Annotated in this window: 23 protein-coding genes; all 23 read right to left on the bottom strand. The window is 36.0% G+C overall.

Annotated elements, in window-relative coordinates; translation table 11 throughout:
• Positions 1-24: 24 nt before the first annotated feature.
• On the bottom strand, positions 25-696 hold the full coding sequence (locus ACYQ3D_RS00120) for an S-layer homology domain-containing protein (RefSeq protein WP_459834802.1): 672 nt from the start codon (positions 694-696) through the stop codon (positions 25-27).
• Entirely contained in the window at positions 677-2,698 is a 2,022-nt protein-coding gene (locus ACYQ3D_RS00125; protein ID WP_459834805.1) for a cohesin domain-containing protein, read from the bottom strand. Before ACYQ3D_RS00125 ends, ACYQ3D_RS00120 begins: the two co-directional genes overlap by 20 nt.
• Positions 2,699-2,709: 11 nt before the next feature.
• A complete protein-coding gene (locus ACYQ3D_RS00130; RefSeq protein ID WP_459834807.1) occupies positions 2,710-3,681 on the bottom strand; it encodes an energy transducer TonB in 972 nt (323 codons plus the stop codon).
• A gap of 10 nt (positions 3,682-3,691) precedes the next feature.
• Complete coding sequence (locus ACYQ3D_RS00135; RefSeq protein ID WP_459834809.1) at positions 3,692-4,126, bottom strand: ExbD/TolR family protein; 435 nt, start codon at positions 4,124-4,126, stop codon at positions 3,692-3,694.
• Positions 4,119-4,736 carry a MotA/TolQ/ExbB proton channel family protein gene (locus ACYQ3D_RS00140; protein ID WP_459834812.1) on the bottom strand — a complete coding sequence of 206 codons (618 nt, stop codon included), beginning with the start codon at positions 4,734-4,736 and terminating at the stop codon, positions 4,119-4,121. Before ACYQ3D_RS00140 ends, ACYQ3D_RS00135 begins: the two co-directional genes overlap by 8 nt.
• Positions 4,737-4,747: 11 nt before the next feature.
• Positions 4,748-5,569: a PHP domain-containing protein gene (locus tag ACYQ3D_RS00145; RefSeq protein WP_459834814.1), complete on the bottom strand. Its 822-nt coding sequence runs from the start codon at positions 5,567-5,569 to the stop codon at positions 4,748-4,750.
• A gap of 96 nt (positions 5,570-5,665) precedes the next feature.
• Positions 5,666-6,199: a spore maturation protein gene (locus ACYQ3D_RS00150; RefSeq protein ID WP_459834816.1), complete on the bottom strand. Its 534-nt coding sequence runs from the start codon at positions 6,197-6,199 to the stop codon at positions 5,666-5,668.
• The gene (locus tag ACYQ3D_RS00155) at positions 6,196-6,780 is read right to left on the bottom strand and encodes a nucleoside recognition domain-containing protein (RefSeq protein ID WP_459834818.1); all 585 of its coding nucleotides are present in this window, start codon (positions 6,778-6,780) and stop codon (positions 6,196-6,198) included. The genes ACYQ3D_RS00150 and ACYQ3D_RS00155 overlap by 4 nt, the downstream gene beginning before the upstream one ends.
• Positions 6,781-6,871: 91 nt before the next feature.
• The gene (locus ACYQ3D_RS00160; protein WP_459834820.1) at positions 6,872-8,893 is read right to left on the bottom strand and encodes a bifunctional 4-hydroxy-3-methylbut-2-enyl diphosphate reductase/30S ribosomal protein S1; all 2,022 of its coding nucleotides are present in this window, start codon (positions 8,891-8,893) and stop codon (positions 6,872-6,874) included.
• A 157-nt stretch (positions 8,894-9,050) separates the two neighbouring features.
• Positions 9,051-10,505, bottom strand: a complete 1,455-nt coding sequence (locus ACYQ3D_RS00165; protein ID WP_459834822.1) for a DUF445 family protein — start codon at positions 10,503-10,505, stop codon at positions 9,051-9,053.
• Positions 10,506-10,579: 74 nt separating this feature from the next.
• Positions 10,580-12,019: an ATP-binding protein gene (locus ACYQ3D_RS00170; protein WP_459834824.1), complete on the bottom strand. Its 1,440-nt coding sequence runs from the start codon at positions 12,017-12,019 to the stop codon at positions 10,580-10,582.
• Positions 12,020-12,138: 119 nt separating this feature from the next.
• Complete coding sequence (locus ACYQ3D_RS00175) at positions 12,139-12,996, bottom strand: ABC transporter permease (RefSeq protein WP_459834826.1); 858 nt, start codon at positions 12,994-12,996, stop codon at positions 12,139-12,141.
• Positions 12,989-13,759, bottom strand: a complete 771-nt coding sequence (locus tag ACYQ3D_RS00180; RefSeq protein WP_459834828.1) for an ABC transporter ATP-binding protein — start codon at positions 13,757-13,759, stop codon at positions 12,989-12,991. Before ACYQ3D_RS00180 ends, ACYQ3D_RS00175 begins: the two co-directional genes overlap by 8 nt.
• A 140-nt stretch (positions 13,760-13,899) precedes the next feature.
• A complete protein-coding gene (locus ACYQ3D_RS00185; protein ID WP_459834831.1) occupies positions 13,900-14,883 on the bottom strand; it encodes an ABC transporter substrate-binding protein in 984 nt (327 codons plus the stop codon).
• Between the two features lie 87 nt (positions 14,884-14,970).
• Positions 14,971-15,585 carry a tetratricopeptide repeat protein gene (locus ACYQ3D_RS00190; protein WP_459834833.1) on the bottom strand — a complete coding sequence of 205 codons (615 nt, stop codon included), beginning with the start codon at positions 15,583-15,585 and terminating at the stop codon, positions 14,971-14,973.
• Positions 15,586-15,651: 66 nt separating this feature from the next.
• A complete protein-coding gene (dapF, locus tag ACYQ3D_RS00195) occupies positions 15,652-16,494 on the bottom strand; it encodes a diaminopimelate epimerase (RefSeq protein WP_459834835.1) in 843 nt (280 codons plus the stop codon).
• A 38-nt stretch (positions 16,495-16,532) separates the two neighbouring features.
• Positions 16,533-16,766, bottom strand: a complete 234-nt coding sequence (gene hfq, locus ACYQ3D_RS00200; RefSeq protein WP_459835448.1) for an RNA chaperone Hfq — start codon at positions 16,764-16,766, stop codon at positions 16,533-16,535.
• Between the two features lie 63 nt (positions 16,767-16,829).
• The gene (locus tag ACYQ3D_RS00205) at positions 16,830-17,027 is read right to left on the bottom strand and encodes a hypothetical protein (RefSeq protein WP_459834838.1); all 198 of its coding nucleotides are present in this window, start codon (positions 17,025-17,027) and stop codon (positions 16,830-16,832) included.
• 12 nt (positions 17,028-17,039) lie between these two features.
• A complete protein-coding gene (locus tag ACYQ3D_RS00210) occupies positions 17,040-17,564 on the bottom strand; it encodes a hypothetical protein (protein ID WP_459834841.1) in 525 nt (174 codons plus the stop codon).
• A gap of 32 nt (positions 17,565-17,596) precedes the next feature.
• Positions 17,597-18,196, bottom strand: coding sequence for a GTPase (locus tag ACYQ3D_RS00215; protein ID WP_459834843.1), 600 nt, complete (start codon positions 18,194-18,196; stop codon positions 17,597-17,599).
• A 24-nt stretch (positions 18,197-18,220) separates the two neighbouring features.
• On the bottom strand, positions 18,221-19,186 hold the full coding sequence (locus tag ACYQ3D_RS00220) for an AAA family ATPase (RefSeq protein WP_459834845.1): 966 nt from the start codon (positions 19,184-19,186) through the stop codon (positions 18,221-18,223).
• An 88-nt stretch (positions 19,187-19,274) separates the two neighbouring features.
• Complete coding sequence (locus ACYQ3D_RS00225) at positions 19,275-19,580, bottom strand: hypothetical protein (protein ID WP_459834847.1); 306 nt, start codon at positions 19,578-19,580, stop codon at positions 19,275-19,277.
• Positions 19,581-19,594: 14 nt separating this feature from the next.
• A complete protein-coding gene (miaA, locus tag ACYQ3D_RS00230) occupies positions 19,595-20,530 on the bottom strand; it encodes a tRNA (adenosine(37)-N6)-dimethylallyltransferase MiaA (RefSeq protein ID WP_459834849.1) in 936 nt (311 codons plus the stop codon).
• Positions 20,531-20,557 lie beyond the last annotated feature (27 nt).

The raw sequence follows: 20,557 nt of genomic DNA on the forward strand, positions 1-20,557 counted from the left end.
CTTTACTTTCACTCTAAACTTGACCTAATTACTGACCAACAATAATAAACCAATACTTAAACCAGCTCCTACCCAATAAACTCGATTCTGTAAAGTTTCTACTTCTTGGGCTACTCCTTTATTATCCAATTTAGTCTCCACTTCAGTCAATTTTTCTTTTAATTGTTTATTGTTAGTCTCTAACTTAGTTACTCGCTGTTGTAGTTTCTTTAATTTAGCAGCTTCTTCTTCTATATCTGTTACTAACTTATTAAGTTTAACTCTTAGTTCATTAACCTTATCATTAGTCTGGACTATATCTTCTTGGGTAATCTTTTGTTTCTCAGCTGTCTTTTCTACCTGCTCTTGCAGTTCTTTATTTTCACTTGCTACCTCTACTAACTCGGACCGAAATTCAGTAGCTAACTTTTTAAGAGTTAAAATTTCCTTTTCTTCTAAAGAAACCTGCTCCTGATTTACTTGCTCTAGCACTTTATAAACTACTTCAGCTAATTTATACCGGCTTACTTCTTCTTCACCTTTAAACTTATTATCTTCATATAAGGAAAGATAACCTTCATTTACTAACTTAACTACACTTTGATAAGCCCAATGATCAGAAGAAATATCCTTAATCTTTTCTTCAGCTAAAGCAGGCAATGTAGTCAGCACTACTAAAGCCACTATTAATAAACAACTAATCATTTTTTTCTTCATTTTGATTACCTCCAATATCTAACTGATTATTCTCTACCTCTACCGATAATTTATTATCTTGTGCATCATAAATCTTAAACTTATTTAATTGTAACTTAGCTTGACCAGTTGACTTAATCTTAAAGTAGACAGTAGCTATAGTTCCCTTAGTAAGATCAACAGTAGTATCTAAACTACCAGAAATACCTGTGATCATCTCAGCTTCCTGATCAATCTGGGGAAGATTCCAACTTAACAACTCACTCTCTTGAACAAATAAAGATCCTCGGGAGATATAAACTGGTTCTAATACTTGGCCATTATAACTTAAATCACCTTGCACTTGATAAAAGTTACTTATATTACTAACTCTGACCTTAGCAGTTAGATAATCTCCTACTTGAAACTGAGATGCCTCCTCTACTATCTCAACTTGAGCTGTAGATTGTCGCTGAGGAATCTTAAAATTAGCATTTTGCATTTGATTGGCTGCATTTTCGCTATCAACTCCTACAGAATAATTTAACTTACCACCAATCAAGCCAAGAGGTTCAACTTCCCAGGGAACTGTTACTGACTCTCCAGGAGCTAAAGAACCTATCTCCTTTTCTGTTTTATCTCCAGTTGCTAATTTGAGTCCCGGCGGGAAAGCCAAGTAAGTACTAACTCCATAAGCAGCGGAAGCTCCAGTATTGGTTATTTTACTATAAACAGTAACTGAATCAGTAGTTAACTGATTATTTATAACTTCTAGCTGATCTGGTTGTTGTAACTCTAAATCTAATTTAGGCGGGCCAACTATCTCTAAATCCCTAGTTACCTGGTTATCATCTGTATTTTCCGCCCTAATTTTAACTTGATAGTTCAACTGTTGATTTTGTAATTGGTCCGGCCGTACCTCCCACATTATTTGAGCTGTATCTGCTGGTTGTAAATCACCTAACTTTTTAACTCGAGACTCAGATACTAACTCTAATTCAGCTGGTAAGTCCAAAGCAACCTCTACATCCTCAACTTCAATCTCAGCTGTATTTTGGATATACGATACAATCTGCACAGTTTTATCTGGTTGATCCATAATTACTTTCGCTGGGGAAGTAACTCCTAAAGACAACAAACCAGGTACAATAGTAATTCCACCTAATCCATAATTAGTCTTATACTCTCTAGTCTCACCAGGCTGTAAAGTCTCTGGTTGCCATAATAAAGCCAGAGCACTATCCAGTTCAAACTCTCCTTTTCTTAAAAACTTCTGCCCAGGATTAAAATCAAAGTCCCAGACTCCATCAGCTAAACTCCCCCAGTCAGCTAAATAAATCCGATCAGGGGTTGTTATATTCTGACCTTTAATAGTACCCTGAGCTGTCACCTGCGGATCATTTAGTGAATCAAAAGCTTGCCAAAACCCAGGGGCTTCTTCTTGGTTATACATTTGATCAGCAGTTACTGCTTTTTCTTTAATCCGAAAAGGAGCCCCATCATTAGCCCCTAACATAGTATCAAGCATAATCCTTAATCCTAACTTATGTTCCTTTTCGCCTTGGTTAGTAACTCGATATTTGATTTGAGCTGTATCAGGTAAGCCTGTAGTATTACTAGTAACAAAACTTAATATCTGAGTGACCATTACTTTACCAAACTGATACTTAGTAATAATCTGATCCTTTTTTAATTGCGGGGCCTGGATTAATTTACCATATCTTCCTTGCTTACCAGCCCGTTTATCAGTTGGCCCTCCAAATACATAATCAGTTTTATCTATCCGTACTGTAGTATAAGAAGTCCAGGGTTTAGGGCGACCATAAATCAATGGTTTACCTTCATCACCTTCTCTTAAAGGGGCTCCTCCTGTAACATCAACTGCAAATCGCCCTTGGTTGGACTTATTTTGATTAACAAAAATTGATATATAATCATTCTCCAGTACTAAATTACCATGTTCATCTACCTTAGCCATAGCTATACCTGATAACAGCAATACTAATAAAATGGAGATTGCTATTGCTCTTGTTGTTGCTCTCATTTCCTAACACCTCATTCTCCTCCAAGTGATAAATCTAAATATTTTATCTCAACTTGTTGTTCTTCTTCTGTAGTCTCAAACTCAACGACTAACTTCATTTCGTAATTATTAGACATCTGCTTAAATTCCCAACCATACTTAATTGTATTAATAGCTGCACTATCTAACCTTTCATCTGCAGCTGATTCTAAGACCTCAATTTCGGCAATTTGACCTTCAATATCAATCCTAACACTTAACTTAACCTTACCTTCTACAGAAGTATTGGATGCATCTTTAGGATACTTTGGGACTGGGTCTTTAAGCAACATACCTTGCGGCGTCGGAGAAGATTTTTCTTCCGCTTCTTTTGTACCAGACTTAACTTCTGATTGTTGCTCACTCTTATCCTGCTTTGGTGCTTCCTCTGTCTCCTGTTTCTCCTGTGGTTCTTCCTCTTGAGTTGAAGATTCTGCAATTGATTCTTGTTGAGAATCATCTTTTTCATCCTGTTGTTGATCATCATCTTCAGTAACCTCTATTTCTTCTGAACCACTCTCACTAGTTAAAACTTCTTCTTCTCCCGACTTGTCTGCTACCTCTTTTGCTGAGGAAGAACTATCTGCTGTAGTAGCTGATTCATCTGATGTTTCCTCAGGTGGAGGGTTTTGCTTACTTTCATTAGTTTCATTACTTTCACTAGCAACAGAATCTGGACTAGTAGACTGCTGGTCTTGCTTAGCAGTTTCTTGTTCGTTTTCTTGGTTACTTTTTTCTTGAGTCGCCTGTGACTTGTCCGGATCACTTTGAGCAGTAGTTTTTTGTTCTTCTTTACTTTCAGTAACCACTTCTACTTCTCCATAATACTCTGTTTTTTCTTCAAAAGTCGGTTGAGAACCTAAGCTTAATTGAGTCATTGCAAATAAAATAATCATATGACAGATAATAGAAATCATTAAATACTTAAACAAACCATCTTCTGAGGTAAAATCATTTCTAGCCATAAGCCACCACCTAATCTTTATCTTCTTGCTTAGGATCTCGGTCCTGTTTATCAGCTGCTAAAGCTAACCGGTGACCACCTACTTGTCTAATAGTATCCATAACTGCCACAATGCGTTCGTACTCTACTTTTTTATCAGCCTTGATAATAAATAACAGATCTTGATTATCAGCAATTAACTCCCTAACTTGAGATTTTAAATCCTGACGACTAACCAACTTATCATCTAGAGCTAACTGACCATCATCAGAAATATTAACTCTTATGTTAGTTTGTTTTTCTTGTTGTTCACTTGCAGTTTTAGCTTGCGGTAAGTTAACTTCGATACCAGCAGGAGTCACTCGAAAAGTGGTAAATAACATAAAAAAGATAACTAAAAAAAACATAACATCAATCATAGGTAATAAATTAACATCTAACTTACTATCTAGATTACTTTTAAACATCTTGACCATCCTGACTAAAAAGGTCTACTACATCCATAAACCACTGGTTTAACTCCATAGTCCTTCTATCGACTAGACTAGTTAAATAAGAGTACATTAGCATACTAGGAATCGCCACAATTAAACCAGTTGCTGTACTGATTAATGCTTCAGCAATCCCTGAACTTAAAGCCTGCGGGGAAGCTAACCCCTGAGCTGCTTCTAAAATATTGAAACTATTGATAATTCCAATTACTGTTCCTAACAAACCCAATAAAGGAGCTACAGCAGCAATGAATTCTAGAATTTTAAGCCGTTTCTCTAACTTTCTAACCTCATTTTGGCCAGCCAATTCTAAATTATCTCTGATTTCATACTTACTTTGGCCCCGGTACCTTAGTCCTTCTAATAATATACCTGCTACTGGGCCATTTGAATCATTAATTACTTCTTTAGCCTGACTGATTTTACCTTTTTCTAAAACTAATTTAACCTCTTTAATCAAGTTATAATTATTAGTTTTAGCCTTCTTTAAATAAATTAATCGCTCTATAGCCACAGCTAAACTAACGACTGAACATAATAATAAAGGAATAACTGTTACGCCACCTTGTTGAATAAAATCTAACATTTTATTACCTCCTATCTTACTGCTTTAAGATCTTCTAGTAATGAATAAGGTGCTTGAATAGCTCCTAATAACTGACCTGACTTTCTAGTTGGCCCGTGACAATCAGAACCACCTGTCACTAACAAATCATTCTCCTGCGCCAACTGCAAGTAATACTCAGTCTCTTGTTGATCATGATCTGTATGATAGACCTCTAATCCTGCTGCTCCAAAATCTATTAATTCTGTTAATAAATCTTCTGCCTTTACTAAACCAGGGTGAGCAATAATTGGAACCCCACCTGCCTCTTTTACTAGCTCAATAGCTTGAAAAGGGGTTAATTTCTTCCGTTTTACATAAGCAGGACCGGACCGACCAATATACTTAGCAAAGGCTTCTTCCCATTCTGTAACGTATCCTTTCTCCAGCATGATTTTAGCTATATGTACTCGACCTAGAGCAGCTCCATCTGCTAAAGCTGCTACTTCCGCAAAATCAAGTGCAAAACCTAAATCATTCAATTTAGCAACCATCTTTTTGATTCTAGTAACTCGGCCTTGCTGTAATGAAGTTAATTTTTCTCTTAAGTTTTGTTGTTGATCATCAATATAATAGCCTAAAATATGTACTTCAGTCTCCTGATAATCAGTATTCAACTCAATACCAGGCACAAATTCAATTCCCACCTTTTGAGCTACCTGTCGTCCTTCTTCTAAACCAGCTACTGTATCATGGTCTGTAATAGCAATAGCACTAAAACCTAATTCTTTAGCCTTAGTAACTACTTCTGTCGGAGTAAAACTACCATCAGAAGCTGTAGTATGTAAATGTAAATCAATATATTCTTGACTCATTAACTCATCTCCTATCTAGTTTATAATTTGTAGTTCTGGTTACTAATTCAATATTAGCAACCAAATTCCTTCTTTTTTACTCCAATCAATCCTAGCTTAACCAAAAACTAAACGACAGATAAAAATTGCTGCCCCAAACCCAGCTAAATCAGCTAGTAACCCAGCCACAATAGCATGCCTTTGCTTGCTAATACCTACCGCCCCAAAATATACTGTAGCTACATAAAAGGTAGTTTCTGTACTCCCTTGGAGAGTAGAAGCTATTCTACCAAGCAAGGAATCAGGACCATATTGTTCAAATAAATCTCCTACTAAAGCTAAAGCCCCTGTGCCAGACAAAGGTCTGATGATTCCTAAAGGTAGAATTTGGCGGGGGATTCCTAACTTATTTAATGGTTCTGCTAACAGATCTAATACTAAATTCAAAGCTCCAGAAGATCTGAAAATACTAATAGCCATCAACATAGCTACTAAATAGGGTATAATTTTAACTCCTACTGTAACCCCTTCTACTGCTCCTTCAGTAAATACATCATAGACTTTAACCCCTCGCCAAGCTCCTATAATTAAAATAGATAGGATCAATCCTGGTATAGCCCATTGCGATAAGGTGTTAAGCAATGCAATCATAATCTATACCCCACTTTAATCAATAACTTATTAGCTACTAAACCAACTATAGTCGAACAAGTAGTAGCAAATAAAGTAGTTCCGATAATCTCAGTGGGGTTACTAGAGCCAGCCCCCATTCTTAAAGCTAATATAGTTGATGGAATCAAAGTCACACTAGAAGTATTTAAGACTAGAAAAGTACACATAGCATCAGAAGCAGTATCAGGAATAGAATTTAGCTCCTGTAATTGATTCATAGCCTTGATCCCTAACGGAGTAGCTGAATTGCCTAACCCCAATACATTAGCTGCTAAATTCATAACAATAGTCCCTAAAGCAGGATGATCTTCAGGTATTTGAGGAAATAAAAACTTAGCTACTGGTTTAAATAACCGAGCTAATAAAGAGGTTAAATCTGCTTCTTCTGCTACTTTCATCACCCCTAACCATAAAGACATAGGACCAATTAATTTAATTACTATCTTAATACTTTGCTGAGCTGAATCTAAGATAGCTGTAGATACTGCCTCCATTTGTCCGTTAATAGCCCCAACCACAACTCCAATACTGATCATAGCTAACCAAATTTTATTTAACATATAACCCCCCCTTATCTTAAATTTATGTGCTTAATAGGGGGATATGAAGAAAAACCCCTGACGCTATCGTCAGGGGCAGAATCACTAATATTTAGTTAAATAGGTCTTCTAGATCATCGCCTACTAAATCTCCAATAGTAGTTCCATTATTATCATCTTGGTCTCTCTTCTTATTTCTAGTTTGAGTTCGATTTTGAGTTTGGTCTTGAGCTGGTGCTTGTTGTGGAGTAGGACTTTCTAACTCTTTCATACTTAACCCTACTCTACGTTCAGCAGTATCAATATTTATGATTTCTGCTTCTACTTTATCTCCCTCAGAAACTACATCCTCTACGCTAGCTACATGCTCTTGTGATAGTTGAGAGATATGGATTAAACCTTCAACTCCTGGTTCAATCTGCATAAAGGCACCAAAATCAACTGTCTTAGTGATCTCACCTTGAGCTACATCGCCTACTTCATATTGATCACCAAATTGCTCCCAAGGATCTGGTTGCGTCTGTTTATATCCTAAAGCAATTCTTTCTTCTTCCGGATTAACACTTAGGATTTTAACTTCAATCTCTTGTCCTTCTTCTAATACTGTAGAAGGATGATCAATTCGCTCCCAAGAAATTTCAGAAATGTGTAATAATCCTTCAACGCCACCTAGATCAACAAAAGCACCAAAATCCACTAGTTTAGTAATAGTACCAGTTACTACTTCATCTTCACTTAGTGAAGCTAAAATTTCTTCTTTCTTTTCGGCCAACTCTTCTTCTAGGATAGCTTTCCGAGACAGAACTACATTATTATTGTCCCGCTCAACTTCAATCACTTTTAATTCTAATTCCTGATCTACAAATTGACTTAAATCCTCTACATAGTCAACTGCTACATGAGAAGCAGGAATAAATCCTCTTAATCCAATATCAACAACTAATCCACCTTTTACTTCTCGACTAACTTCAGCTGTAATGATTTCATCATTTTCATAAGCTTCTTCTACTTCAGCCCATGCTTCTTCCTCATCCACCTTTCTTTTGGATAAGATAGCATGTCCATCATCACCTGTAGGATCAACTACTTCAACTTCAACTTCATCCTCTTCCTCTAAGACTTCAGCTGGTTCAACTCGATTAGAACCAATTTCATTACTAGGAATAAACCCTTCTGTTTGAGCACCTACATCTAAATAAGCGCCTTCTTCAGTTACTCGAGTGACTGTACCTGTTACTCTTTCACCCTCTGTTAGCATAGTATTACCTTCTGCTTCAACTTGTTCTTCCTGAACATCTTGATTCATATCTGTCATTCGACTAACAACCTCCTTAATTATCCAGTCAGGGGTCGAAGCCCCTGCCGTAACACCAACTTTTTTATTATTAGTAAACCAATCAGCTTGCAGTTCACCTGCCTGTTCGATATGATGAGTTTCAACTCCATTTTCTCGACAGATTTCTGCTAAACGATTGGTATTAGCACTATTATATCCTCCAATTACTATCATTAAATCAACCTTTTGGGCCATCCTAGCTGCTTCATTTTGCCGTTGTCCTGTAGTAGTACAAATAGTATTATGCACCTTTAGGTCTGATACTTTAGGTAATAAGTAACTAATTAATTCTTCTAGTTTACCAATTGATTGAGTAGTTTGAGCTACTACTCCAACCTTACTAGCTAAATCTAGTTCTTTACAATCGGCTAATTCCTCAATCACTATAGCTCGATCAGCAGTATGACCTAAAATACCAACTACTTCAGGATGGTTTTTATCGCCACTGATTAAAACCTGATAACCCTCCTCTTGTAATTCCTGAGCCTTATCTTGGACTCGCTTTACAAAAGGACAAGTAGCATTAATAACTTCTAATTGCTTAGCTTCAGCTTGTTGTATCACTTCAGGCTTCACACCATGGGAGCGAATGATTATTGTCCCTTCATCTACCTCATTTACTCTGTTAACTACACCAACATCAACTTCCTGTAATTTCTTAACAGCTTGAGGATTATGTATTAAAGGACCTAATGTATAAACATCAGCTTCAGTTTGTTGACCAGTTTCTAAAGCAACATCCATTGCCCGGTCAACTCCAAAACAAAATCCACCATGTTCAGCCACAATAATCTCCATAACTCCTACTCCTTCCACCAACATGTGTATATTATCTCCAGATAATTATTAAATATACACCTACTTATAATTAAAATAGTAATTATCCAAACTCCACTATAGACATTATAACAGAAAACGAGATAAAACTAAAGAGCATTTCCCACTTTTTTATATATTAAACAAGGGTAGAAATAATTGGCGTAATAAGCCCCATTACAAATCCTAATACTGCCCCAAACCAAGTAATAGCCTCTAATTCTTTAGCAATTACATCTAATAATAACCGCTCCACTTCCAAGATATCAAAGGAATTAATCTTTCGTTTAACCATTGCTTCAAAATCTAAAGTAGCTAATACTTTACCTAAATGATGCTCCAGCAAATACTCAATAATGATTACTAGTTTCGCTTTTAATTTATCAATTTGAGAGGGGGCTAACCAAGACAAATAATCCTGGACTGGTCTATTTAACAAATCAGAGGCTTGTCCTAGTACGAATTGATTAACCTTGGGGGTTATATTAGCAGAGTCAACTAACTTACTACTTAATTTCTTAACTTGACTTTCTAAATCACTAACAGCTAAATTATCAACTATAATCTGTTCTAAACCAGCAACTACTAATTCAGCTTGTCCTTCCTCTACTAATTGCTTAGCTATTTCAGCTGCCATAGTAGATAAATCATCCTCGTCTACTTTCTGGGCTATAACTGCTACTTTAGTCTCTAATAAAGAATCTACAAACTGATTAAGTTGTTGTCTGATATTCTCCCGACTAGCAGGATCTTCTAAAAAATCCACTATATAAGTAAGAAATTTAGTTACAAGGCCCTCTTTAACTCCTCCAAACATACTAGCTAACGGATTAGATCCTAATAACTCATCTAACTTATCATCTATTCTGTCCTTTACAGACTCAGAAGTTAAAAATTCACTAATTTGCTGAGTTAATTCTGGTTCATTGCTAGCAATCCATTCTTTTATTTGAGTAATAACTGAATCAGGTAACAGATCTTGTAGTTTTTCTTCACTAGTTGCCAACTCTTGCGAAAAAGATTCTAAGATAATAAAAATTCCTTCTTCTACCTGTTTCTGATCCAATTTAGCTAATAAGTCTGCTTTCAACTGCTGATAATCCTCTGAAGCTAAATATTCTGCTAGCTGCTGTTGATTAAAATCAGCCAATAATCTATCAAGTAAATCATTAATTCTATCCTTAGTAAGTACTCTAGCAGTTAACTGTGGAATTAACTCTTCTAAACTCTCCTCTAGTCTCTTCTCTTGGGATTGGTTCCAGATAGGATTTAACAGCTCACTTAAACTCCGTTCTTCACTAAGTAATAAATCCAGTTTTTCCGTAATAAACTGCTCTATCTTCTCCCTCATTTCCTCCCCCTGTAACATTTTACTAAAGGCATCAGCAGTTAATAACCTACTTCCTACTGCTTCTCCAATACTAGTAGCTAATTTTCCTCTCCGCCGTGGTATCACTCCTGGAGTAAAAGGAATTGGAATACCTAAGATTTCTTTTTTAGTCAGTGGCTTAAATAACATTTTAATTGCTAACCAATTAGTACAGTAACCAATTATTGCTCCTACAACAGGGCTAATAATAAATACTAGATCCATTTCTAGTTCGCCTCCTTGATTTTATTCTCTGTTAACTACTCTAGATTTATCCTAGTTTAACAAATTTTAAATGATTAATTCCCATTCAGTCCCTTATAGGAAGGATCAAGATTAGATTCTATCTTTTCAATCTCCTGGGGTAATTTAATATAAAAGACTGTTCCATGCTGATTGCTTTCAAACCAAATATCACCCTGGTGAATCTTAACAATAATATAGTAAGCTATTGTTAACCCTAACCCAGCCCCATTTTTACCTTTATTAGAGGAAAATAAATCAAATATAGTATCCTCAATTCCTTCTGGGATAGGAGGACCTGAATTATAAATGCTAAAATAAAAATTATTATCTGTAGCCCAGAATTTAATCTTTAATCTTTTGTCGGCTGAAATTTGCTCTAAACTTTCTATAGCATTTTCCACTATATTTAATAAAGCTTGTAACAATAGCTTCTGATCCCCAGTAATTATTAGAGAAGAATTATCTATCTCAGTTGATAATTTAATTTCCTTTTCTTGGCAGGTATTTTGAATCTTACTTATTATTTTATCTAATAATCTATTAATATTCAACTCCCTCAATTCAATTTGGTGTGGATCAAATAGCTGTAAGTTAGTAGTTAATAACCTATGGACTTTCTTAACCTGCTTATTGATTTTAGTAAAGTACTGCCTAACTTGTTGGTTGTTAGCCTTTAGTTGCCCTAGCTCACTAGTAGCAATAATCTCCTGAAAAGGATTACGAATTTCATGAATCACCCGAAAAGCCATTTGCCGGACATTCTCAATTCGATTGGCTTGGTTTACTTGTTCATTATAGCGAATAACATCTTTTCTAGTTGGCCCCCAGACTATCCCTCCAATTAATTTATCATCTACTATTAGCGGAAAAGCTGTTATATCTAAGATAAGCATTTCTTCTGTAGTCTTTATCTGGAAAAATTCCTTAGTCTTAATAAATCTATCTTCCCGCATAGCCCGAATTACTGTGGGGATGGAATCCTTTTCTACTGATAATAAAGTGAAGAAGTCAGAAATATATTTACCTACTACTTGCTCGTAATCTAACTCTGCCTTAGAGAGAAAATACTGATTGATATAAGATATCTTCCCTGCCTTATCCACTAGCATCATTACTAGTTGACTACTATTAACCTGACAGCTAGTAGCTATATTGCCTGCTATATCTGCTAGTTGATTAATAGGCGACTCTAAAATCAATCCTTTAGTTAAATAACCTTGTTGCTTATGATTTACTACCGCTGGAATATTACAGTAGATAAGTTCACGATTATTATATTCTTGGGAACCATAGGTTATCTCTCCAGTTGCTATAGTCTCTACTGTAGAAATAGCACTAAATAAATCTATTTCTGTTATTTCCTGGCTGACTAATCCTTCTGGAAATCCAAAAACTTTCTCTAGTCGTCCATTGGAGTTTATAACTTGTCCTTGTTGATCGGTTATAATTACAAATCCTGGATACTCACTTAGTAGAAAATCTAGATTATCCATGTAATAACTCCTTTCTTGGTTTTATTACAAAAATTTACAAATATTTTTGCTTTCATCATTCAACTTCTAATTTCGATAATTTACCTAATTTTCCTTTTTTTAATTAAAATCCCCTGCTTTTACTCAGGGGATTCTTGTCTTTCCCAGTCTATTACTTTCTTTTCTAACCAGGCTATTAAATAATATAATACTCCAGCTAACAGTAAGAGGATAATAACGCTAGTCATAACTAAATTCAATTTAAAGACTTGGCCCCCATAAACAATCAAGTAGCCTAAACCTGCCTGAGAGACTAAAAATTCACCTACAATCGTACCTACTAAAGAAAGACCAATATTAACCTTTAAAGCAGAAAAGATTGTTGGTAAATTAGCTGGCAAAACAACTTTTTTAAAAATCTGCCATTTACTAGCACCTAAAACTTGAAGTAACTTTAATTTATCATCATCTGTTTCCTTAAACCCATTATAAACCATCATAATAGTAACAATTACTGAAATAAGTAAAGCCATTCCAATAATTGCTATTGGACCATTACCTAACCAGATAATTAATACAGGACCTAAAGCCATCTTAGGTAACGCATTAAGTACTACAATGAATGGTTCACAGATCTGAGCTAAATAATCTGACCACCATAGTAAACTAGCTACTACTATACCTATTGTAGCTCCTACCGAAAAACCGATTAGCGTTTCGTAGATAGTAGTCCAAATATGTTTCCAGAGTTGACCACTGATGGCTAGCTGATAGATAGTAGATATAATCTGCGACGGATAACTAATAATAAAAGGATCAACTATTTTATACCGAGCTACTAATTCCCAACCGCTAACAAATAAGACTAAAAATAAAATTTGGGCCAACCTGATACTAAACTGGCGTAGTCGCACTTGTTGTAAGTACTGACCATGCTCCTTAGTTACTGCCCCAGCAACTAACCGCTGTTTGATTTTTTCTTTTAATTTACTAAACATTAAGCTCCAACTCCTCCCAAATGGAATTAAAGTAATCATTAAATTCAGGAGCTTTGCGAGCCTGAAAAGTAGATAACTCATCACCACTAACAGTTAAGTTAATTTGGTGCTCATCCTTAATATAACCAGGACGTTGACTGAAGACTAAAACTCTGTCCGACATAGCAATAGCTTCGGAAATATCATGGGTTACTAACACAACTGTCTTATTCGCCTCGCGTAGAATCCGGGCTACTTCCTGTTCTAATTCCAGTTTAGTATGATAATCCAAAGCTGAAAATGGTTCATCCAACAACAAAATATTAGGGTCAAAAACTAAAGTTCTAGCTAAAGCTACTCGTTGTCTCATACCTCCTGATAATTGAGCCGGATAATGATCAGCAAATTCTTGCAAGCCATAATCAGCTAATAAAGCACTAGCCTGTTGTTTAGTTTCTTCATTAAGCAACCCCTTAGTCTCTAGACTAACTAATACATTTTCCTTGATAGTCCGCCAGGGAAATAAATGATCTTCCTGGAGCATATATCCTACCTGCTGATTGATGCCTGTAACTTCTTGCTGATCAACTATAATTTGACCACTAGTAGGGGCCAATAAACCAGCTAATAAAGATAACGTTGTACTCTTACCACAACCACTAGGGCCAACTAAAGAAACAAATTCACTTTCATCTATAGTAAAAGATAAATCAGCCACAGCTTCTGTCTCCGTCTCTAAAGTATAATACTTCATTCCCACCTCCTTAAACTCTATCTTCTTCATCGAATCCCTCCTTATTAAAATTTTGCTGTAAGTCGTGTGCTATGAGTCGTGAGCTAAAGACCATACCCCCTAATCTTTTAAAACATAGTAATTTTAAAGGTTTTGAATTGGCTGATAGCCCACAACACACGACTGACGACTCATTCCATAACCGATTCAGCAAACTCAGGATTAACTATAGCATCATAATCCACTTTCTGGTCTAATTCACCAGCTTGTTGAATAATCGTCTGCCAGTGAGTAAAAGACTTACGAGGCAATACTGGATTAGGAGACCATGTATTTTGCTCTTTATATCTTTTAATTACTGTTACTAAAACATCAAATTCTAACTCAGGAAAGGATGGTCTAATAACCTGCGCAATTTCTTTAGCTGAATGGTTATAAGTCCACTGCTGGGCTCGATAGATAGCATTAGTAAAACTTTGGATTAGGTTCGGATTACGAGCAATATAATCTTTTCTAGCCATATAAGCAGTATAGGGCACTTTACCTCCTAGTTGACCAAAGGAAGCTACTATATGTCCGGCCCCTATCTTTTCTAGCTGCGAAGCCTTAGGTTCAAATAACTGGACAAAATCTCCTAAACCATTCTTAAAAGCTGGTGCATTAGCAGTAAAATCAAGGTTGGTTTCAATTTCCACATCTTGGAATGGTTCAATCCCTTGGTGGCGGAGAGTATACTCCAGTACCATTTCGGGAGCTCCGCCAGGTCGATTACCTATTATCTTTTGTCCTTTAACATCTTCTAAACTAAAATCAGGCATAGGCTCTCTAGCTACTAAGAAAGAACCTGCCTTTTGAGTCAACTGGGCAAAATTAACTAAATGATTCTCTTGTCCTCTCTGGTAAATATAAATAGAAGTTTCTGGGCCAATCAAAGCTATATCTGAGTTATTAGAGACTAAACTAGCTGCTGCTTTATCCCCTCCCCAAGCTGTAGTCAAATCAATCTTTAATCCTTCCTCAGCAAAAAAGTCCTGGTGTAGAGCTACGTACTGAGGAGCATAAAAGATAGAATGAACAACTTCATTAAGTCTCACTTCAGTTTTCTGAGCCAAACTAGGACAACTAAAGGTCCAGACTAAACCAACTACCAATATAAAAATAAGTATCTTCTTCACTAAGCTCACCTCCATTAACTATTTATAATATATGTCTTAACTAATATCATCGTTCATAAAAAAACACGATGCCTGGTAGGCACCGTGTTAATCCAAAAATAACTTAGCTGCTTCTCTTCCCTTGCTTATATGATACATTGCCTTAAATACATTACCTTGTTGGTAATAATTAACTCCTAATAAAAAGTGGGTATAATCATTCTTTTCTATAGCTAAAGAATCTTGTAACGATTGGTGAGCTGCCTTGTATTTTTTCTGTTTATGCTGACTCACAGCTAAGTAATTATAACTCCAAATATTCTTAGTATCTAATTGAATAATCTGCTTAAATAGTTCCTCTGCTTTAGTATACTTGTGGTCTATAAAATAAGCAAAAGCCAAATAATTTAGTACTTTAATATCTGTTTCTTCTTGCTTTACCTGCTGCTTGTAAGTAGAAATTAACTCCTCTATTTTCTGTTCCCAATTACTCTCTTCTAACTTATCAAATAATTGATTAGCTTCTTTAATCTGACCTAGATTAGCATAGCCAACTGCTAATTCATACTCTACTTGTAGTTTAGTTGTTTCTGGTTCAACTAGCTTTTGTTTATCCTTAACTATTTGTTGCCATTGGGCCTGATATTTACTCTGACTACTCACTCCTATTGAGAATAACAACAATAAACAAATCAATAATAATAAAACTTTATCTAGACTCATCGCTTAGGCCCCCAGAATCAATTTGGTTAATACAAAAAAAGGCGAGGTTGCCCCCGCCTTAACTAGCTATAACTGCCATTGACCAGTAAATACTTCAGTTGCTGGCCCACTCATATAGACATGACCATCTTGCTCGTTCCATTCAATCACTAAATCGCCACCTAACAAATGGACTGTTAACTTATCAGCAGTTAACTCATTTAGCTGGCAGGCTACTGTAGAACCACAAGCTCCTGTTCCACAAGCTAAAGTAACACCAGCTCCTCGTTCCCAGACTCTCATCTCGATTTCTGAATCATTAACTACTTCCACAAACTCAACATTTGTATCCTCAGGAAAAGCCTGGTGTGTTTCTAATTGAGGACCTAACTCCTCTACTGGAGCCTGTTCTATATCATCAACAAAAATAACACAATGGGGATTACCCATTGAAACACAGGTAACCTCTACTTCTTGTCCAGCTACAGTAATCGTCTCGGCTACAACTTGATCTGTAGGCTGACCAGTCATAGGAATCTGACTTCTGGTTAGCTTCGGCTCACCCATATCAACCTTAACTAACTCAACAACACCCTCATTAAGAATCAGTTCTGGTTTAATTATTCCAGCTAGAGTCTCCACCTTCAGCTGTAGCTTATCAGTCAGATCACGCTCGTAAAGATACTGCGCAAAACACCTAATAGCATTACCACACATCTCGGGCTCACTACCATCGGGATTAAAGATTCTCATCCTAAAATCTGCCTCTGATAGGTCAGAAGGTAAAATTAAAACTAACCCATCTGCTCCTACCCCAAAATTACGATCACAAATTCGCGTAGCTAGCTGGGCTGGCTGAGATACTTCTTCTGCCAAACAATCAACTAGTACAAAATCATTGCCTAGCCCGTGCATCTTAGTAAATTCCATCGCCTAATTCCTCCTTACACTATCTGCTAAGTAAGATCCTACTCTTGATCAAATAAGTTATCGATTCCTTTAGCAGGTACTACAGTAGAAATCGCATGCTTATAAACTAATTGTTGCCCTTTATCTGTCTGCACTACAACAGTGAAATTATCAAAGCCTTCAATAACTCCTGATAAACGCACTCCATTAACCAAAAAGATAGTTACTTGAATATCCTCTCGACGAGCTTGATTAAGAAACTTATCTTGTAGATTAAATTGTCCAGCCACTATAATCTCCTCCTTTATTGTAAATCATCTTCATTATTTTTACCTAAATCTATACTTTCTATACAATTAACTTTTTTCCTGCTTCAAAGAAAAATTATCCACATCTGTATTACATAAGACACATCTTTGTTGTTCTAAACTCTGTTGTCTAAAAATCAAAGGTGCAGTAAAAAAACCATCCTGGAATCCTTGTTTATATCCTACAAAACGACCTCCGAGATAACCTATTGTGAATACAATGAGAAATAAAAGTATATCCAACAAAGTTAGCCCCTCCTATCCTATAATAAAAGTAATAATCGGCGTACTACTAATAATTATAATAGCTAATTTCCAATCAATTCCTATAGCAATACCTAAACAAATCATAGCCAACAATAAAGTACCGATTTCATCTAGATAGTTAACAAAGTTTCTCCGATTAACATACTCCTGGGCGTAATAATCTATATAATCATCAATTAAATGAAGAAAAGAAATTACTGCTAAAGCAAATAAAAAATCCTTAACTCCTAATAGCCAAAAACCTAATATAGTCATAATTAAGGATTCTTGATAACTCTTTAGTCCTGTTGGTAAAGTATGACTACTAAACCCCATTCCCACAATATAACTAGCCCAAAACAAAGAAGTTGCTAATTGATAATCAATTACAACAGCAAAGCTAAATAATAATAAAGTATAAGGCAGTACCCCCCGCTGTAAAGTAAGAGCTAATGTCTGTTTATCATTCAACCTATCTAGCTCCTGATCCAGATAATCATCCATTAATTTAATGGCTAACCCAGATAATAAAACCACTATACTAACAGCAAATATCTTTTCTCCCCCTTTTATATCTGATTAAGTAGAAATTTCTTAACTTCAGCAAACCCTGATTGATAGAGAGCTGAAATAGGGAGTACTAATCTCTGATCTACTAACTGATATAAGGAATTTAACCCTTGTTGTCCAGTATCTAGATCAATCTTATTAGCTAAAATTTTATATTCCATTTTATCCTGGAGAAAATTATAGAGTTCCTGGTCAATCTGAGGTAGCTGATGTTCTAAATCTGATTTGCTTACATCTATCATATGTAGAACAATCTGACTAGTAAATACTTGCTGTAATGTCTGAGACATAGCCTGTCTTGTCTTCTTTTCCGGATGTATACCGGCTAACAAACCACAGCTATCAACTAACTTTAATTCTTTATCTTGCTTCCCTACTGGCAGATTAAGTTTAATACTCTGTAGCTTCTTAGTCGTATGAGAAGTAGTAGCAGTTAACTTTTCTAAAGCAGAATCGACTAGATAAGTCTCAGTAGCTACAAATCCTGCTGACCTTCTTACCAACAGTTCTACTTCTTCCACCCCTAAATACTGCGCAAAGTTGATCACAAAGGAAGTCTTTCCTACATTAGGTTGACCAACTAGTATAGCCGAAGTCATTCTCTCCCTCCAGTATAATCTTAATTAAAAATCAGTTGCTGACAATTTATTTAAATCCTGCTTAGTCAAAGTTAGTAAAGCCTGACGACTAATATCCTCCTGGTTAACCAATCTACTAGCTTGTTTACGGATTAACTGCTCAATAATATTTCTCACTGTCCGAGCATTACCTACTTCCACTCCTTGGTTCTGTCTAATCTGGGCCAACAAACTATATAATTTAGTTTCAGCTGGAGAAGTTAATTTATATTCCCGCTCCTGTAACATTAAATTAGCAATTTCTACTAATTCATCTAGCGTATAATCTTCAAATTCAATTTGGATGGGAAATCGAGAGGTTAAACCAGGATTACTATTTAAAAACTGCTCCATTTCTGCTGGATAACCAGCTAAAATAATAATCAAGTTATCTTTATTATCCTCCATCTGCTTTACTAAAGTATCAATTGCTTCTTTACCAAAGTCTTTCTCACCTCCCCGGGCCAAAGCATAAGCCTCATCAATAAATAGAATCCCTCCTATTGCTTCCTCTATAACTTCTCTAGTCTTTTTAGCTGTATGGCCTATATACTCTCCCACTAAATCAGCTCGTTCAACTTCTTTAAGTTGGCCCTCTTCTAACACCCCTAACTCTTTAAATAAATCTCCTAAGATTCTAGCTACTGTAGTCTTACCTGTGCCGGGATTTCCTTTAAAAATCATATGCAAGACTAAAGAATCAGACTTAAGCTGTCTTTTTTTTCGCTCCTGTTGAATCTTAATAAAAGCTTCTAATTCTTTTACCAAGCGCTTAATCTTCTCTAACCCTACCAAGTTATCCAAGCGATCCATAACCTTTTGAACTCCACTTGTAGATACCTTCTCTTGTTGGTCAGAAGATATCGTCTCCTCTCTATCTAGTGAAGTGAATAACTGGGAGATAGAGATTTCCCCTGCTTCAAAAAGACGCAGTACCTCCTTTCTAGTAGCTTCATCACTATTGAAGGACATTCTCTCTCCCTCCCTTTTTTCTAAAGTATATGTCTACAAATAACTAAAAAGAATCAAAAAACAAAAAAGAGGCGCTAACCGCCTCTAATTACTTTATAGTTATGTACTCCCTACTAGAACAGTATTTATCACATAAAACCCTTATCTCATTAGCAGAAGAAAATAGTTCCTGGTCTAAAATATCATTCACCAACTGGTGGTCATTACATACTTCATAAGTACAACAGATTCGGCATAAATATCCTTCGATAAGTGGACAATAAATATACTCTTCATGTTCCTCAGTACCACAATTACACCCTTGACAACTAAGTTGACTCTGCATCTCCACTGCAGTAACTTCTTCTTCTTGTAGTTTGGTAATTAACTTACCTACCTGTGTGCTATACTTCATTTAGCTTTAACCCCCTAGCTAAGTTCTTCATTAACTACCTTCTTCACCTCAGCAACTAACTCAGCAAAATCATACTCACCTACATCAAACCAATGGATACTATCATCACGCTTAAACCAATTAAGTTGACGTTTAGCAAAGTGGCGGGTGTTGCGTTTAATTAATCTAATCGCTTCTTCTAAATCATATTCATCTGCAAAGTAACCTATGAGTTCTTTATAGCCTAATCCTTGCATAGAAGTCAATTCCCGATCATATCCTTGCTCATATAAATTCTTAACCTCATCTATTAATCCTTGATCTATCATTTGCTCAACTCGCTGGTTAATCCGATCGTAAAGCTCTTCGCGCTGGCGCCATAATCCAATCTTAACTGCATCATATCTAGGAGGTCGTTGTTTAGCCTTTTCTTTAAAGTGAGTAATAGTCTTTCCTGTCTCCTGGTAGACTTCAATCCCTCGAACTACTCTCCGCACATCATTAGGGTGTAACTTATCAGCTAAAGTAGGATCAATTTCTTTTAACTTATCGTGAACATATTCTGTTCCCTTTTCTTCCGCTTCTGCTTCCAAACGGTTCCGTAACTCCCAATCTTTTTCCATATCAGGAAATAAGAAACCCTGAATTAAAGATTTAATATATAATCCAGTTCCTCCTACCAACATAGGCAGTTTATCCCGCTTAGCAATCTCCGGGATTAATTCATCAACCTGACCTTGAAAATCAGCTACACTAAATTCATCAGCCGGATCTAAAATATCAATCATATGATGAGGCACAACTTTTCGCTTTTCAGGAGGAGCTTTAGCAGTTCCAATATCCATTTGTTTATAAATCTGCATTGAATCGGCAGATATAATCTCTCCTTCTAAATCCTGGGCCAACTCCAATGATAATTCTGTCTTACCTACAGCAGTAGGACCTACAATAGCTACTATTGATTCCCGCATAATATCACTCCTTATATCAGTTTACAA

It is taken from the genome of Halanaerobaculum tunisiense, assembly GCF_054657635.1.

What these genes read in the sequence shown, in the direction of transcription:
- ACYQ3D_RS00145 (WP_459834814.1), bottom strand. Translation starts at nt 5,569, where the DNA reads ATGAGTCAAGAATATATTGATTTACATTTACATACTACAGCTTCTGAT.
- ACYQ3D_RS00180 (WP_459834828.1), bottom strand. Translation starts at nt 13,759, where the DNA reads ATGAAGAAGATAGAGTTTAAGGAGGTGGGAATGAAGTATTATACTTTA.
- dapF (WP_459834835.1), bottom strand. Translation starts at nt 16,494, where the DNA reads ATGGAATTTACTAAGATGCACGGGCTAGGCAATGATTTTGTACTAGTT.
- ACYQ3D_RS00170 (WP_459834824.1), bottom strand. Translation starts at nt 12,019, where the DNA reads ATGGATAATCTAGATTTTCTACTAAGTGAGTATCCAGGATTTGTAATT.
- ACYQ3D_RS00165 (WP_459834822.1), bottom strand. Translation starts at nt 10,505, where the DNA reads ATGGATCTAGTATTTATTATTAGCCCTGTTGTAGGAGCAATAATTGGT.
- ACYQ3D_RS00150 (WP_459834816.1), bottom strand. Translation starts at nt 6,199, where the DNA reads ATGATTGCATTGCTTAACACCTTATCGCAATGGGCTATACCAGGATTG.
- ACYQ3D_RS00225 (WP_459834847.1), bottom strand. Translation starts at nt 19,580, where the DNA reads ATGAAGTATAGCACACAGGTAGGTAAGTTAATTACCAAACTACAAGAA.
- ACYQ3D_RS00160 (WP_459834820.1), bottom strand. Translation starts at nt 8,893, where the DNA reads ATGGAGATTATTGTGGCTGAACATGGTGGATTTTGTTTTGGAGTTGAC.
- ACYQ3D_RS00130 (WP_459834807.1), bottom strand. Translation starts at nt 3,681, where the DNA reads ATGGCTAGAAATGATTTTACCTCAGAAGATGGTTTGTTTAAGTATTTA.
- ACYQ3D_RS00120 (WP_459834802.1), bottom strand. Translation starts at nt 696, where the DNA reads ATGAAGAAAAAAATGATTAGTTGTTTATTAATAGTGGCTTTAGTAGTG.
- ACYQ3D_RS00175 (WP_459834826.1), bottom strand. Translation starts at nt 12,996, where the DNA reads ATGTTTAGTAAATTAAAAGAAAAAATCAAACAGCGGTTAGTTGCTGGG.
- miaA (WP_459834849.1), bottom strand. Translation starts at nt 20,530, where the DNA reads ATGCGGGAATCAATAGTAGCTATTGTAGGTCCTACTGCTGTAGGTAAG.
- ACYQ3D_RS00220 (WP_459834845.1), bottom strand. Translation starts at nt 19,186, where the DNA reads ATGTCCTTCAATAGTGATGAAGCTACTAGAAAGGAGGTACTGCGTCTT.
- ACYQ3D_RS00125 (WP_459834805.1), bottom strand. Translation starts at nt 2,698, where the DNA reads ATGAGAGCAACAACAAGAGCAATAGCAATCTCCATTTTATTAGTATTG.
- ACYQ3D_RS00135 (WP_459834809.1), bottom strand. Translation starts at nt 4,126, where the DNA reads ATGTTTAAAAGTAATCTAGATAGTAAGTTAGATGTTAATTTATTACCT.
- ACYQ3D_RS00215 (WP_459834843.1), bottom strand. Translation starts at nt 18,196, where the DNA reads ATGACTTCGGCTATACTAGTTGGTCAACCTAATGTAGGAAAGACTTCC.
- ACYQ3D_RS00155 (WP_459834818.1), bottom strand. Translation starts at nt 6,780, where the DNA reads ATGTTAAATAAAATTTGGTTAGCTATGATCAGTATTGGAGTTGTGGTT.
- ACYQ3D_RS00140 (WP_459834812.1), bottom strand. Translation starts at nt 4,736, where the DNA reads ATGTTAGATTTTATTCAACAAGGTGGCGTAACAGTTATTCCTTTATTA.
- ACYQ3D_RS00190 (WP_459834833.1), bottom strand. Translation starts at nt 15,585, where the DNA reads ATGAGTCTAGATAAAGTTTTATTATTATTGATTTGTTTATTGTTGTTA.